This window comes from Janthinobacterium sp. 64 (genome assembly GCF_002813325.1).
Taxonomy (GTDB): Bacteria; Pseudomonadota; Gammaproteobacteria; order Burkholderiales; family Burkholderiaceae_D; genus Janthinobacterium.
The window spans coordinates 4,775,347-4,789,857 of record NZ_PHUG01000001.1; the positions used below are offsets into that span (position 1 = coordinate 4,775,347).

Here is a 14,511-nt window from a genome sequence, read left to right on the forward strand (position 1 = left end):
CGTAGCTGCCCTGCCGGGCAGCACGGAGTTGTTTCTACCAGGCTGAGATAGCAAGAGTACAGGCCTTCGGGCCTGTTTTTTTATGGGTAAGGATGTTTCACCGTCTTTGCCATTGGCGTCGCCCTGTCCAGGAGTCTCCGCATGATCCCATCCCTTTCCCCCCACCGGCCTTCATCGAGCTTGCCACATATGTTCATGCTTGCCCTCTTGATGACCGGCTGCGCCACCCATCCCGCGACGCCCGTCGACATCAACCTGGTAGCCCTGAACGACTTCCACGGCAACCTCGATCGCAGCAAATTTACCTACACGAGTGTTGCCGATGCCGGGCGCAAGACGGTGCAGGCGGGCGGCATCGATACCTTGTCCGGCGCCTTGAAGGCCTGGCGGCGCGAAGATGCGCAGCTGATTTTTGTCGGCAATGGCGACCTGGTCGGTGCCAGCCCCGCCATGTCGGCGCTGTGGGCCGACGAACCGAGCATCGTGGCCATGAATATGCTGGGCATGAAAGCCAGTTCCGTCGGCAACCATGAATTTGACCAGGGCAAGGTGGAATTGTTGCGCCAGCAGCGCGGCGGCTGCGAGTCCCCACGCGCCGACAAGGCGTGCAAGTTCACGCCCGATTTCAAGGGCGCCAGCTACACCTATATGGCGGCCAATGTGATCGACACGCAAACGGGCAAGACGCTGCTGCCCGCCTACCGCATCGAAGAAGCGCATGGCGTCAAGGTGGGCCTGATCGGTGCCGTGCTGAAAGATACGCCATCCGTGGTGACGGCCGCCGGCATTGCCGGCCTGCAGTTCGGTGATGAAGCGGATGCCATCAACGCCACCTTGCCGCAGTTGCGCGCGCAGGGCGTGGGCGTGTTCGTCGTGCTGCTGCACCAGGGCGGCGAGACGAGCGAAGCCGTCGACCAGCCTGACTGCAGCGGTCTCAAGGGCGAAGTGGTCGACGTGGTGAAACGCCTCGATCCGGCGATTCAACTGGTCATCAGCGGCCATTCTCACCAGGGCTATTTGTGCCGTGTCGATGGCCGCCTCGTGACGCAAGCGCAGATGGGCGGTCACATGTTGACGCGCATTAAACTCAAGGTCGATCCCGTCAAGAATGCCGTCGTCGATGCCAGCGCGCACAACGTCGTCATGTTGCCGAACATGTTTGAGCCGGACCCGGCCGTCGCTGCCTATCTGGCATCGGTGAAGCAGCGCAGTGCGGCCGAATTGTCGCGTCCCGTGGCCGCCATCGCCGTGCCGAACGTGGGCCGCAGCACCAAGGGTAGCGGCGCTTCCGCGCTGGGCGACCTGGTGGCCGACAGCACCCTGTTCGGCGCGCGCGCCGCCGGTGCGCAAATCGGCCTGATGAACAATGGCGGCATCCGGAAGGACCTGGAAGCGGGCGCCGACCTGATGACGAACGTGGGCCAGAACCAGGCAGTTGTCCCGTTCGGCAATACCCTGATCGTCGTCAGCCTTTCTGGTGCGCAAATCCGTACCTTGCTTGAGCAGCAGTGGCCGGGCGCGGTAGCGGAAGACAACAACCTGTTGCAAGTGTCCGAAGGTTTTACGTATCGCTGGGACAGCACGCAGCCGCAAGGCCAGCGCGTGCTGCCGGGCAGCATCATGCTCAATGGCATTGCTCTTGAAGACAATCAACAATACCGTGTCGCTGCCAACAGTTTCCTCGCCGGCGGCGGCGACCGCTTCACCGTGCTGGCGGCCGGCACGCGCCGGCTCGACACGGGCGTGCGCGATATCGATGCCTTCAGCAATTACCTGATCGCCCGCGCGCGCGCCGGCAAGCCCGCTGGCAGCGCCACGGCAGCGGGTCGCATCGTGCGCGTCAACTAATTTACAAGGAATAACCATGCGTCGTTTATCTGTTTCCCTGCTCGTCACGACCCTGTTCGCGGGCACGGCCCACGCCGATTTCACCATTCCCGGCTTTGAGCTGGTGCACACTTCGCCCGTGGAAACCACGTTGACCAATCCCGACCTGCGCGAGCCCGTCGCCGTATGGACCGAGCTGTTCGATGGTGCAAAGAAAGAGATCGTCATCGCCCAGTTCTACGCAGTCAGCAAACCGGGCACGGCTTTTGAAAAAGTGCTGGCCAGCCTGACGGCTGCCGGCCAGCGTGGCGTGAAGATCCGCTTCCTGCTGGACCAGAAGGGCGTGGGCCTGTCGGAAGCGGCGACCATCGCGCAGATCAAGGCGATTCCCAACCTGGACTTGCGCCTCATCGATTTCAATAAAGTCACGGGCAACGGCATCGTGCATGCGAAATACCTGGCCGTCGATGGCCAGGTGGCCTACATCGGCAGCCAGAATTTCGACTGGCGCTCGTTCGAGCACATCCATGAGACGGGCTTGAAAATCACGGAAGCCGCCATGGTCAGCCAGGTGCAGGCGATCTTCGAACAGGATTGGCAAGCCCAGGCATTGACGTCGCAAGGCAGCCGCGCCACGGTACTCAACAGCAAGGTCGTGCCAGCCAATTACGCGCAAAACGCGTTCCTGCTGGCCAGCCCGAATGCGTACAACCCGGCCGGCGTGGGCGATTCGGAAACGGGCTTGCCCGCCTTGCTGGCGCAAGCGCAAAGCGAAGTGCGCATCCAGCTGCTCGACTACGCGCCGCTGTCCTACGGCCCGAACCGCACGCGGCCGTACTACGCCGTGATCGACAACGCCGTGCGCGCCGCCGCCCAGCGTGGCGTGAAAATCAAGCTGATGGTATCAAGCTGGAACACGGAAGCGCCGGCCATCGCCTACCTGAAAAGCCTGGCCCTGGTGCCGAACGTGGACATCCGCATCGTGACGATTCCCACGGCCTCGACGGGTTTCATTCCCTTCGCGCGCGTGATCCACAGCAAGACCATGAGCATCGATGGCAAGCTGGCCTGGGTTGGCACTAGCAACTGGGCGGGCGGTTATTTCGACTTGTCGCGCAACCTGGAAGTGGTGTTGCGCAACGACGCCATGGCGCAACGCATCGCCGCGCTGCATGAGCAGACGTGGAGCTCGGCCTACGCGCAGCCGATCGACATCAACAAGCAGTATCCGAAGCCGGCCAAGGCTGCGCCGCAAGGCAAGGAGTAATGGTGAACATGAAAAAACTGCTGAGTGTGCTGGCGCTGGGCGCCGCTTTTGCTTCCGGCAACGTCCTGGCCTGGGGCAATGACGGCCACCGTGCCGTGGGCGCCATCGCCGATCAATTGCTCAAGGGTAGCGCCGCACAGGTGCAAGTGGCGAAGTTGCTGTTGCCCGGCGAAAGCCTGGAAAAGATCGCCAACTGGCCCGATTGCGTGAAGGGCACGTATTGCGGCCCGCAATCGCCGGAAATGCTGACGTATGTGGCGGCGAACCCGAAACACGGCGAATACCACTACACGAACGTGCCGTTCCAGAACGCGCACTACCATGACCATGGCGTGGGCACGGCCGATGACGATATCGTGCAGACGCTCAAGCAGGCGATCCTGGTGCTGCAGGGCAGGGCTGATGCGGCCAGCAATCCGCACGGCTTCAGCCAGCGCGAAGCACTGATTCTGATTACGCATCTGGTCGGCGATATCCACCAGCCTTTGCATGTGGGCAATGCGTTTCTTGGCAAGGATGGCCAGTTTTTCGTGCCCGCCACGCAGGCGCAGATCGATGACGTCGCCATTTTCAATGCACGCGGCGGCAATGACTTGCTGCTCGACGATGCGAAGATGACGGCCTTGTCCGACGCCGTGATTCCCCCGCCGCTGCCGGCGGAAGAGGGGGTAACAAAAGCTCCCACCTATCCGAAGTCGCCCACCAAGCCCCTGCATTCCTACTGGGACACGACCGTGGTCGACTACGCCATGCGCCGCCTGAGCACGCGCACGCCGCAGCAGTTTGCGCGTACCGTGATCGCCAGCGCACCGGTGGTGAGCACCAATAGCGGCGACCCTGTCACCTGGCCGTATCAGTGGGCCGATGCCGCGCTGGCGGCCTCAAAAATTGCTTTCACGGACGTGGTGGCCGGTCCCGCCACGCAGCAGACCAGTCGCAAGGGCGATGTCTATAACGTGTGGAGCTTGACGGTGCCGGACAATTATCCCGTGCCCAGCTCGGCGCTGGCGAAGCAGCAGCTGAGCGAGGCGGGCTATCACCTGGCCGCCGTGCTGCAGGCGATCTGGCCGCAGTAAAGTAAAAACGGCCTGCGGGCCGTTTTTTACGCCAGGATCACATTGATGCCCATCTCGCGGTAAGGCGCGAGCAGGGCGTCGTCCACGTCGCGGTGCACGATGATGTCGTTGACCTGGCTCAAGGGCGCGATTTGGAATGGCGAGGCTGTGTTGAACTTTTCCGGCGAGGCCAGCACGACGGTGCGGCTTGACGCGTCGCTGAGCGCGCGTTTCACGCACGCTTCTTCATAATCGCCGGTGGTGATGCCCGTTTGCGGATGCAGGCTGGACACGCCCATGAAATACAGGTCGGCGCGGATGCGGCCGATGGCTTCCACGGTCGCCGCGCCGACACCGACGATCGAGTGCTTGTACAGGCGCCCGCCCAGCATCAGCACTTCGATGCCAGTATGATTCACCAGTTCGACGGCAATCGACGGACTGTGCGTGACGATGGTGGCGCGCAAGTCGCGCGGCAGCTGGCGCGCCAGTTGCACGGCGGTCGTGCCGCCGTCGAGAAACACCACTTGTCCCGTTTGTATCATGGCGCCCGCGGCGCGGCCAATGGCGGGCTTGGCTTCGGGCGAGATCTGTTCGCGCCCCGCAAACGGTGCCAGCGCGGGCGAGCGCGGCAGCAAGGGCAGGGCGCCGCCATGCACGCGCTCCAATAATCCCTCTTTTGCCAGCTCGCGCAAGTCGCGCCGTATCGTGTCTTCCGACAAGCCCAGGGCGTCGCTGACGGCCCTGGCGACGAGCTGGCCTTCGCGCTGGAGCAAGTCCAGCAGGTATTGTTTGCGTTGCTGTGTCAGCATGGTTTTTCTTGTATTTTCTTGATATTGCACGAGTTTGCATGATAAAGTCGGCGAAGGCAAGTACATGCAAGCACACGGAGACACTATGCGCGAAGAAAACAGCAAGCAGGAACGGGTTCGCATCCAGCAGGTGCAGACCCTGTCGCACGACTGGTATCTGCTGCAAAAGACCACGTTCGACTACCTGCGTCACGATGGCGAATGGCAGACGCAGACGCGGGAAACCTACGACCGCGGCGATGGCGCCACCATCCTGCTCTACAACAAAGTCCAACGCACGGTGATCCTGATCCGCCAGTTCCGTTTCCCCACGTATCGCGACGGCCACGATGGTTTCCTGATCGAATCAGCGGCCGGCTTGCTGGAAGAGGCCAGCGCGGAGCAGCGCATCCGCGCCGAGGTGGAAGAGGAAACCGGTTACCGGGTGGGGCAGGTGCACAAGGTCTTCGACGCCTTCATGAGTCCCGGTTCCGTCACGGAGCGCTTGCATTTTTTTGTCGCCGAATACGACCCGGCCAGCCGCATCGGCGACGGCGGCGGCCTGGCGCATGAGGGCGAGGACATTGAAGTGCTGGAATTGTCGCTGGCGCAAGCAATGGGGATGGTGGCCGATGGCCGCATCTGCGATGGCAAGACCATCATGCTGCTGCAGCATGCGCAGTTGCACTTGATGCCGCCGGTACAAGAGATGCGGCATGGCATGCAGATCCTCGTTGCCGGCCCGTATCGCTCCGGCACGGGCGACGATCCCGCCCTGATGGCGGCGAATGTGGCGGCCATGCAAGCCGTTTGCCTGCCCCTGTATGCCAAGGGACACATGCCCGTGCTCGGTGAATGGCTGGCCTTGCCCATGCTGACGCTGGCGGGTTCCACCCGGGTGGGCGACGCCGTATATGAAGACCTGTTCCACGCACATGCGACGCGTTTATTGAGCCACTGCGATGCGGTGCTGAGGGTAGGCGGTGCGTCTGGCGGGGCCGACCAGATGGTGGCCGTGGCGCGGGGCCTAGGATTACCCGTATTTTTCTCGCTGGACGCAATTCTTCAGGCGTAAAAAAGCGAAGCCCGCGGGCTTCGCTTTCGTATCAGGCCAAGTCAGACTTAACGAGACTTTACAAAGGGGATGCCGATGGCTTTCGGGGCAATAGACTTGGCCATCAGCCCAGCCAGCACGATCACGGTAACGACATACGGCACCATCTGGATCAAGGAGCCGGGGATGCGGCCCACGACGGGCAAGTCCACGCCTTCGATCTGGATCTGGATGGCGGCGAAGAAGCCGAACATCAGACAGCCGAGGAAGGTGTAGACGGGGCGCCAGTTGCCGAACACCATGGCCGTCAGGGCCAGGTAGCCGGCGCCGGCCGACATGTCGCGCAGGAAGAAGCCGCTTTGCACGATGGCAAGATAGGCGCCCGAGAACGAACACAGGATGCCGGCCACGAGCATGGCCAGGTAGCGCGTCGCTTCCACGCTCACGCCGGCCGAGTCGGCCGCATGCGGGTTTTCGCCGCAGGCGCGCAGGCGCAGGCCGAAGCGCGTGTGGTACAGCAGCCAGTGCACGAGCGGGATCAAGAGGAAGGCCACGTAGACGAGTATGGAATGGCCGCCGATCAGGTGGGCGTAGACCCAGCCGATGAAGGGGATATGCTCCACGTACTGCGTGCCCGGCAAGACGACGTCGAACAGCCGCGCCGAACCGAGGTCGGGCGTGCGGCCGCCTTGCTGGAAGAAAAATTGCGCCAGAACAAAGGTCAGTCCGCTCATGGCGATGTTGATCGCCATGCCGGCCACCAGCTGGTTGCCCTTTTGCGTGATGCTGACGTAGGCCTGCAGCAGGGCCAGGGCGACGCAGACGAGCATGCCGGCGGCCATGCCGTAATACGGGTTTTGCGTCGTGTAGGCCACGGCGGCGGAAGCGAAGGCGCTGGCCAGGATCTTGCCTTCCAGGCCGATGTCGATCATGCCGCTGCGTTCGGCGAACAGGCCGGCCATGGCGGCAAAGATCAGGACCGGCGCATTGCGCACGGTCGATACCAGGATGCTGGCGAAATGAAAGTCGTCGAGTGTCATGGTGTTAGCCTTTGGTGCGCTTGAGCAGGGCGGAAATGGCCGGTGCGTAGAAGTTTTCCATGGCGCCGCAGAACAGGATGATCAAGCCCTGGATGAAAATGAACGTTTCCGTCGGGATATTCGGTTTTTCCAGCGACAAATCAAAACCGCCCTGTATCAGCGCGCCGAACAGCACGGCCGACAGGAAAATGCCGACCGGATGCTGGCGGCCCATCAGGGCGATGGCGATGCCGATGAAGCCGGCGCCACCCACAAAATTGAGCGACAGATAATGCGTCGAACCCATGATGGAATTGACGGAGCCGAGGCCCGCCAGCGCGCCGGAGATCAGCATGACGATGATGATCATCTTGCTGATCGACACGCCCGCATAGTGGGCCGCGTGCTTGTTCAGGCCCGTGGCGCGCAGCTTGAAACCCCACGACGAGCGCCAGACCATCACGCCATAGATCACCAGCGCGGCGATCGCCAGAATAAAACTGATGTTCAGCGGCGTGTCGCCCAGTGAGGGGAACCAGGTGGAGAGGCGCGGCATTTCACCGCTTTCCGCAAACACGCGGCTGGCCGTGTTCTGCTCGCCCGGCGGAATCAGGTACTTTACGATGATGAAGTTCATCAGGCTGGCGGCGATGAAGTTGAACATGATGGTGGTCACCACGATGTGGCTGCCGCGCTTGGCTTGCAGGTAGCCGGGCAAGAAGCCCCACAGCGCGCCGAACAGGGCTGCACCGATCATGGCGGCAGGAATCAATAGCCAGGCGGGCAGGGTCTGGTCGAAGGCCAGCATGGCCACCGTCAAGCCCAGGCCACCGATATACATCTGGCCTTCGGAACCGATATTGAACAGCCCGGCCTGCATCGCCACGGAGACCGACAGGCCCGTGAAAATGAAGGTGCTGGCGTAGAACAGCGTGTAGCTCAAGCCTTCCGGATTGAGGATGGCGCTGTGGACGAGGATGGACAGCGATTCGGCCGGGTCTTCGCCCAGCATATAAATCACCAGGGCTGCGACCAGCAAGGCCGACAGCAGGTTTAACATGGGCATGACAAAGGCTGTCGCCCAGCGTGGCAAGTCGTTATTCATGATTTATGCATTCCCCCCATCAACAGACCGATGCGGGTGGTATCGAATTCTTCAATTTTCAGTTCGCCGGTGATGCGTCCGCCACACATGACGAGAATGCGGTCGGCCAGCGCCCGCACTTCTTCCAGTTCGACGGACACCAGCAGGATCGCCACGCCCGCGTCGCGCAGGGCCAGCAATTGCGTATGGATGCTTTCGATGGTGCCGATATCGACGCCGCGCGTGGGCTGGCCCACCAGCATCAGTTTCGGCTTGGCCAGCACTTCGCGCGCGATGACCACCTTTTGCTGGTTACCGCCTGACAATAAACCGATGCGCAGGTCAGGATTGGCCGGGCGCACGTCGAAGGTCTTCAGCAGTTCCGCGCAGCGGGCGCCGATGGCCTTGAAGTTGAACAGTCCCCAGCGGTTTTTCAGGCGGTCCTGGTAACCGAGGATGGTGTTTTGCATGACGGAGAAATTCTTTACCACGCCATCGCGCAAGCGGTCTTCCGGAATGTGGGCGATGCCCAGCTCGCGGAAGGCCAGCGGCAAGCCGTCGGCGTCAGTGCGTTTGGCAAACGGCAAGTCCTGGTCCAGGAAGCGCAGCTTGCCCGACGTCGGCAAGCGCATGCCGGACAAAATTTCCAGCAGTTCGCTCTGGCCATTGCCGGACACGCCCGCGATGGCGACGATTTCGCCGGCGCGCAAGTTGAAGCCGATGTCGGCCAGCAGCTTGACCTGTTGCGCGTCGGCCAGTTGCAGGCCGTCCACTTCCAGCACCGTGGCGCCCGGATTGTACGGCGCGCGCGGCAAGTGGCTCTGGATGGGGCGGCCCACCATCATGTTGGCCAGTTCCTCTTTCGACGTGCCGGCGGTGGCCACGGCGCCCACCACCGTGCCGCCGCGCATGACGGTGACGTTGTCGGTGATTTCCAGAATCTCTTGCAGCTTGTGCGTGATCAGGATGATGGTCTTGCCTTGCTCCTTGAACAGGCGCAGGATTTCAAACAGCGATGCCGTTTCCTGGGCCGTCAGGACGGCCGTCGGCTCGTCGAGGATCAGGATGTTGGCGCTGCGGTAAATCTGCTTGAGGATTTCCACGCGCTGCTGCGCCCCGACGGAGAGGTCTTCGATCTTCGCCAGCGGGTCGACGTCGAGGCGGTAGCGCGCGCAAATGTCGCGCAGCTTGGCTTCCGCTTCCGTGCGGTGGCTGGCCAGGCGAAAACCGCCTTCCGTGCCCAGCATGATATTGTCGAGGACGGTGAAGTTCTCGACCAGCATGAAATGCTGGTGCACCATGCCGATGCCGAGATTGATCGCTTCCTGGCTGTTGCGGATAGGCTGTACTTTTCCGTCGAGCAAGATTTCTCCGCCGTCGGCACGGTAATACCCGTACAGGATGCTCATCAAGGTCGATTTGCCGGCGCCATTTTCCCCCACCAGGCCATGGATGCTGCCCTTGGCGATGGAGAAACTGACGTCGGCGTTCGCCTTCACATGTCCAAACTGCTTGGAAATGCTGCGAAATTCTACTGCTGGCTGCATAGGTTCATAACTGGATAGTTTCATGGAAACGCGCCGCGCGGAGACAGGCCCCGGCGGCGCGCTAGAAGATACGGAGAAAAATTAAACCGGGCAGCTGCTGCCGACGCGGTAATCGATCACTTTGATCTTGCCATCGATAATGTCCTTACGCGCTCCCAACACGCGCTTTTCGATTTCCGGCGTAATCAACTTGCGGTTGTTGGCGTCGAGCGCCCAATCCACGCCGCCTTCTTTCAAGCCTTTATAGCTGACGCCACCCTTCCAGGTGCCGTTCTTGACTTCCATGAAGCTGTCATACACCGTGTTGTCGACGCGCTTGACCATCGAAGTCAAGATGCTGCCCGGGTACAAACCATTCTGGTTCGAATCGACGCCGATGGCCAGCTTGCCTTTTTCCTTGGCCATTTGCAGGGTACCCATGCCGCTGCCGCCGGCCACGGCGAAGACGACATCGACGCCGCGCTCGAATTGCGAGCGGGCCAGTTCGCCACCCTTGGCCGGGTCATTCCAGGCGCCGGACGTGGTGCCGACCATGTTTTGCGTGATTTCCGCTTTCGGATTGATGGCCTTGACGCCTTGCGCGTAGCCGCAGGCGAAGTTGCGGATCAGGGGGATATCGATGCCGCCGATGAAGCCGACTTTCTTGCTCTTGCTGGCCATGGCTGCCGCCACGCCCACCAGATAGGAGCCTTCTTCTTCCTTGAAGACGACGGAATTGACGTTGTTGCCGGCGGCCTGGCCGTCGATCAGCACGAATTTCACGTTCGGGAATTCTTTGGCGACTTTTTGCACGGCTTGCGTTTGCGCAAAGCCGATGGCGGCGATCATGTCGAGTTTCTTGCGGGCCAGGCCGCGCATGACTTGCTCGGCTTGCGTATCGCTCGATGCCTGCACTTCGATGAAGGAAATGCCCGTGTCTTTTTTGAAGCGCGAGGCACCTTCGAAAGCGGATTGGTTGAACGACTTGTCGAACTTGCCGCCCGCGTCATACACGACACCCAGTTTTGGGGTAGCCGCGGACGCTTGAGCAGTCAGGAATACGGCTGCGATCGTCAAACTAAATTGTGTAAGTTTCATGAATTGGCTCCTGGAAGATCGATATTGTATATTTTTTATAGGTGAAACATATAATTTGGGGCCGATTTAGCCTGTTTTTGATGCACGAGCTGATACTTCCTTATCAACATTGCACTGTATTGCACAAGATCATTGCTAGCCTCGTGTGCTTTCATGCCGTCAGTGTAATGCTCATGCAACAGTCGCGCCCCGTCTCTTTTATGGGTACAACATCGAATGCGGTTGCCGGAGCAGGCTGGGATGCGCCGTCAGTGGACGGGCACGGCAAGCACGGAACCGGCGCCGCGATGGGCGTCCGGATCACTATGCATCATGCCAGATATGTATGACAAATACGTTTTTGTTTATGTATTTATATGCGGCGCATATAAATAGGCGCTGGTGTCAGGCTGATGGGGGATTGATGATATTCAAAAAGGCCCGCACGACGGGAGCGTCGTCCAGCGTGGTGTAGCTGATGTACAGATTGGCCGATGGTGGATTGGTCTTGATCGGCAGGAAGACCACGCCGGGCCAGCCGATGCGGCTCGTCGTTTCCGGCACCAGGGTCACGCCCAGGCCCGCACCCACCATGGCCAGCAGGGTCTGCGGTTCGCTCGCTTCCTGGAAAATCACGGGTTCGAAACCGGCATTGATGCAGCATTGCACCAGGTAGCGGGGAAACGCGGATTTGTCGAGGTTCAGGGTGAGCATGGGCTCATGGGCGATGTCGATCAGCTCGATGGACGTGTTTTTCGCCAGCGGATGGTGTTCGTTGACGGCCACGCAGACGTTTTCGCGAAAGCACAGTTCCTGGCGCAGGTTGTCGTGACGCAAGTCGTCGTCATTGAGTTTCGGTTCGCGCCAGAAACCCACGTCGATCTGTTTGGCGCGCAAGGCTTCGTATTGCACCGTGGGACCGAATTCATGGATGGTCCAGCTGACGCGGGGAAATTTGGTCTGGAATTCTTCCAGCAGGCTGGGGATGGGGCCCCACATGGCCGAGCCGACGATGCCAACGCGCAAGCGGCCCACTTCGCCACGGTCGATCTGGCGGATGGTGTCGATGGTCATGCGCATCTTGGCCAGCAGTTCGGCCGCTTCATTCATCAGTGCCTTGCCCGCCACGGTCAGCTCGAACGTGCGCGTGGTGCGCGCAAACAGGCGTACGCCCAGTTCGCTTTCCAGTTTCATGATCTGCTGGCTCAACGGCGGCTGCGAGATATGCAGGCGCTCGGCGGCGCGGCTGAAGCTTTTCTCCTCGGCAACGGCAAGAAAATACTTTAACTGTTTCAGATCGATGGACATGCTTTCCTTGGCGTTGCGTGGTGCTAGGCGATGGAACGGCGCGCGAACCCGTGAAGGTGCGCGCGCTTTCTTTACAGCGGTCCTATTATCGTGCCACGACTGCCTGCATGGCAATGGCCAGTGCCGTACCGACTTGGGCATTGTGCTTGACCAGCGCGATATTCGTCGCCAGGCTGCGGCCGTCCGTCAGTTGCTTGATGCGCGACAACAGGAATGGCGTGACTTGCTTGCCCTTCACGCCGCCCGCGTCCGCTTCCTGCAGCGCTTGCGTGGTGATGGCATCGATCTCTTCCTTGGGCATCGCTTGCGCGGCCGGCACCGGGTTGCTGACGATCACGCCGCCTTTCAAGCCCAGCTGCCATTTCGTGCCGATGAAGGCGGCCTGTTCGGCGGCCGTATCGAGGCGGAAATCGGCCTTGAAGCCGCTTTCGCGCGTAAAGAAGGCGGGGAAACCTTCCTGGCCCACGCTGATGACGGGCACGCCGTGGGTTTCCAGGTATTCCAGGGTCAGGCCGATGTCGAGGATGGATTTGACGCCCGCGCAGACGACGGCGACCGACGTTTGCGCCAGTTCCTGCAAGTCGGCGGAAATATCGAAGCTCGTTTCCGCGCCGCGGTGCACGCCGCCGATGCCACCCGTGACGAACACGGAAATGCCGGCCAGTTCCGCGCAGATCATGGTGGCGGCCACGGTGGTGGCGCCCAGCTTGCCTTGCGACAAGACGTACGGCAAGTCGCGGCGGCTGACCTTCATGGCGTCGGGCGAGGTGCCCAGCAATTCCAGCTGTTCGGGCGACAGGCCCACGCAGATCTTGCCGCCGATGATGGCGATGGTGGCCGGCACTGCGCCGCCATCACGGATGATCTGCTCCACTTCGCGCGCCATTTCCACGTTTTGCGGATACGGCATGCCGTGCGAAATGATGGTCGATTCCAGCGCCACGATGGCCTTGCCGGCGGCGCGCGCGTCGAGCACTTCTTGCGAGAACAAGAGGAAATTCTGTAATTGGGTCATGTCAGTCCTGTTGAAAGAGGGTAGGTGGGGGCGGCGCCAGATCGGCGTCGTCGATGTTGTCGAGTGCGCCGGCGGAAATCTGGGGCGAGACGGTGGCGGCCGATTCCAAGGTCATGGCGGCCAGCTTCAGGCCGCGCCGGCATGCCAGTTTCAAATCGCTGCTGTCGTGGTACAGCGACCAGCAGACGGCGGCGGAAAACGCGTCGCCGGCGCCCGTCACGTCGACGGCGTCCACTTCGCGCGCGGCCAGGTGGACGATGGGCGCGTCCAGGCTGTCGCCGTCCGTGAAATACACGCCTTCGCTGCCGCAGGTGACGACCACCTGGCGCGCGCCCTGGCGCTGCACTTCGCGGCAGGCGGCGCGCAGGTCCGCCGCCGTGGGCAGGGCCCGCGCCACGCGCGTTTCCAGTTCGCCCCGGTTGAGGATCAGCAGATGCAAGCCCGTCAGGTCTTGCGGCAAGTGCGCCATCTTCGGCTGCGAGACGGCGACGATGACGAGCGGCGTCGCGTGCGCCGCATCCTGGCGCGCATCGGCCAGCAGGGCCTGCACGCTGTCGTGGCCCAGGTTCAGGTCGCAGACGGTGAGGGCGGCGGCGGCGCGCTGCGGCTGGCGGCTGTGCAGAAAGGCCGGGGTCAGCTGTTCGTAGAGTTGCATATTGGCCATCGCCAGCAACATTTCGCCATGTTCGTCGAGCACGGCCGTATAAGTGCCGCTGCTGGTATTGCTCAGATGCAGGCTGCCGCGCATGTCGATGCCCGCGTCTTCCGCGTGCGTCTGCAGCGCGTGACCGGCCGCATCGTCGCCCAGCGCCGTCAGCAGGGCCACGGGAATCGCCAGGCGGGCCAGGTTTTCCGCGATGTTGCGGCCGACGCCGCCAAACACTTCTTCCGAGCGCACGGGATTCGAGGTGCCCATCTGTAAGGTCGCCAGGGTGCGCATCTTGCGGTCGAGGTTGGCGGCGCCTATGCATAGCACGGGGCGGCTGTCGGGCAGCACATAGGCGCGCCCCAGCAGGCGCCGCTCGCGGATCAGGCCGGCGATGTGGCCGGCGACGGCCGAGCGCGACAAGCCCAGTTCGCTCGCCAGGTCTTGCTGCGAGATGAAGGGGTTGTTGCGGATCAGCGTGTACAGCTGGTCTTTTTTATTGGTATCGGTCACAGGGTTTTCGCTGACGTTTAAACATTTGTCCGAAACTGTAAACATTTGTCTTTGCAGTGTCAAGCCTGTGTCAAGCCTGCATGAAAAACCTTCGTATGGAGCTTGTATGCATGCATTTCCCGGGCATGGCGGGCTTGGGCTAGCCTCGACTATAATATCGGCCATTTATATTTGAATTGTATAAATGGGCAAGAAAAATGGTATTTGCCATACATATTCCGTTTGATGCATAGTGGCGGCAAATAGTGGCAATACGCATTTCGATATACCTGTAACACCATACATACCCGATACCTGGGCCGCAGCATCTTGCACTGCCGCGCAGGCTG

The 14,511-nt window shown here is 61.4% G+C and carries 11 protein-coding genes and 1 pseudogene; 4 read left to right on the forward strand and 8 right to left on the reverse strand.

Going from position 1 to position 14,511, the window contains the following annotated elements; all coding sequences use genetic code 11:
• The first annotated feature begins 195 nt into the window (after nucleotides 1-195).
• The 3 genes from CLU91_RS21080 to CLU91_RS21090 are packed head-to-tail and all read left to right on the forward strand — an operon-like array spanning nucleotide 196 to nucleotide 4,170.
• Nucleotides 196-1,848: a bifunctional metallophosphatase/5'-nucleotidase gene (locus CLU91_RS21080; RefSeq protein ID WP_232730823.1), complete on the forward strand. Its 1,653-nt coding sequence runs from the start codon at nucleotides 196-198 to the stop codon at nucleotides 1,846-1,848.
• A gap of 16 nt (nucleotides 1,849-1,864) precedes the next feature.
• Nucleotides 1,865-3,094 carry a phospholipase D-like domain-containing protein gene (locus CLU91_RS21085; protein WP_100875690.1) on the forward strand — a complete coding sequence of 410 codons (1,230 nt, stop codon included), beginning with the start codon at nucleotides 1,865-1,867 and terminating at the stop codon, nucleotides 3,092-3,094.
• A gap of 8 nt (nucleotides 3,095-3,102) precedes the next feature.
• Nucleotides 3,103-4,170 (forward strand): S1/P1 nuclease, encoded by a 1,068-nt coding sequence (locus CLU91_RS21090; RefSeq protein WP_100876841.1) that lies wholly within the window; start codon nucleotides 3,103-3,105, stop codon nucleotides 4,168-4,170.
• Between the two features lie 26 nt (nucleotides 4,171-4,196).
• Here the strand turns inward: CLU91_RS21090 and CLU91_RS21095 are convergent, their stop codons facing one another.
• The gene (locus CLU91_RS21095; RefSeq protein ID WP_100875691.1) at nucleotides 4,197-4,961 is read right to left on the reverse strand and encodes a DeoR/GlpR family DNA-binding transcription regulator; all 765 of its coding nucleotides are present in this window, start codon (nucleotides 4,959-4,961) and stop codon (nucleotides 4,197-4,199) included.
• Between the two features lie 85 nt (nucleotides 4,962-5,046).
• Between CLU91_RS21095 and CLU91_RS28550 the strand changes: the two are divergent.
• A pseudogene (locus CLU91_RS28550) lies at nucleotides 5,047-5,631 on the forward strand (NUDIX domain-containing protein); the annotation flags it as partial.
• A gap of 431 nt (nucleotides 5,632-6,062) precedes the next feature.
• On the opposite strand, the gene CLU91_RS21105 reads toward CLU91_RS28550, so the two are convergent.
• From CLU91_RS21105 to CLU91_RS21135, 7 genes are all read right to left on the reverse strand, one after another.
• Nucleotides 6,063-7,034 (reverse strand): ABC transporter permease, encoded by a 972-nt coding sequence (locus CLU91_RS21105; RefSeq protein ID WP_086145100.1) that lies wholly within the window; start codon nucleotides 7,032-7,034, stop codon nucleotides 6,063-6,065.
• Between the two features lie 4 nt (nucleotides 7,035-7,038).
• Nucleotides 7,039-8,118: an ABC transporter permease gene (locus CLU91_RS21110; RefSeq protein WP_034754518.1), complete on the reverse strand. Its 1,080-nt coding sequence runs from the start codon at nucleotides 8,116-8,118 to the stop codon at nucleotides 7,039-7,041.
• Nucleotides 8,115-9,644 carry an ABC transporter ATP-binding protein gene (locus CLU91_RS21115; protein ID WP_100875693.1) on the reverse strand — a complete coding sequence of 510 codons (1,530 nt, stop codon included), beginning with the start codon at nucleotides 9,642-9,644 and terminating at the stop codon, nucleotides 8,115-8,117. The genes CLU91_RS21110 and CLU91_RS21115 overlap by 4 nt, the downstream gene beginning before the upstream one ends.
• A gap of 81 nt (nucleotides 9,645-9,725) precedes the next feature.
• A complete protein-coding gene (locus tag CLU91_RS21120; RefSeq protein WP_100875694.1) occupies nucleotides 9,726-10,721 on the reverse strand; it encodes a BMP family lipoprotein in 996 nt (331 codons plus the stop codon).
• 384 nt (nucleotides 10,722-11,105) lie between these two features.
• Nucleotides 11,106-12,008, reverse strand: a complete 903-nt coding sequence (locus tag CLU91_RS21125; protein ID WP_100875695.1) for a LysR family transcriptional regulator — start codon at nucleotides 12,006-12,008, stop codon at nucleotides 11,106-11,108.
• Nucleotides 12,009-12,093: 85 nt separating this feature from the next.
• On the reverse strand, nucleotides 12,094-13,023 hold the full coding sequence (locus CLU91_RS21130) for a pseudouridine-5'-phosphate glycosidase (protein ID WP_100875696.1): 930 nt from the start codon (nucleotides 13,021-13,023) through the stop codon (nucleotides 12,094-12,096).
• 1 nt (nucleotide 13,024) lies between these two features.
• Nucleotides 13,025-14,182: a carbohydrate kinase gene (locus CLU91_RS21135; RefSeq protein ID WP_100876842.1), complete on the reverse strand. Its 1,158-nt coding sequence runs from the start codon at nucleotides 14,180-14,182 to the stop codon at nucleotides 13,025-13,027.
• Between the last annotated feature and the right edge of the window lie 329 nt (nucleotides 14,183-14,511).

Coding starts and splice junctions, on each gene's coding strand:
- CLU91_RS21080 (WP_232730823.1), top strand. CDS start 196: ATGCTTGCCCTCTTGATGACCGGCTGCGCCACCCATCCCGCGACGCCC.
- CLU91_RS21085 (WP_100875690.1), top strand. CDS start 1,865: ATGCGTCGTTTATCTGTTTCCCTGCTCGTCACGACCCTGTTCGCGGGC.
- CLU91_RS21090 (WP_100876841.1), top strand. CDS start 3,103: ATGAAAAAACTGCTGAGTGTGCTGGCGCTGGGCGCCGCTTTTGCTTCC.
- CLU91_RS21095 (WP_100875691.1), bottom strand. CDS start 4,961: ATGCTGACACAGCAACGCAAACAATACCTGCTGGACTTGCTCCAGCGC.
- CLU91_RS21105 (WP_086145100.1), bottom strand. CDS start 7,034: ATGACACTCGACGACTTTCATTTCGCCAGCATCCTGGTATCGACCGTG.
- CLU91_RS21110 (WP_034754518.1), bottom strand. CDS start 8,118: ATGAATAACGACTTGCCACGCTGGGCGACAGCCTTTGTCATGCCCATG.
- CLU91_RS21115 (WP_100875693.1), bottom strand. CDS start 9,644: ATGCAGCCAGCAGTAGAATTTCGCAGCATTTCCAAGCAGTTTGGACAT.
- CLU91_RS21120 (WP_100875694.1), bottom strand. CDS start 10,721: ATGAAACTTACACAATTTAGTTTGACGATCGCAGCCGTATTCCTGACT.
- CLU91_RS21125 (WP_100875695.1), bottom strand. CDS start 12,008: ATGTCCATCGATCTGAAACAGTTAAAGTATTTTCTTGCCGTTGCCGAG.
- CLU91_RS21130 (WP_100875696.1), bottom strand. CDS start 13,023: ATGACCCAATTACAGAATTTCCTCTTGTTCTCGCAAGAAGTGCTCGAC.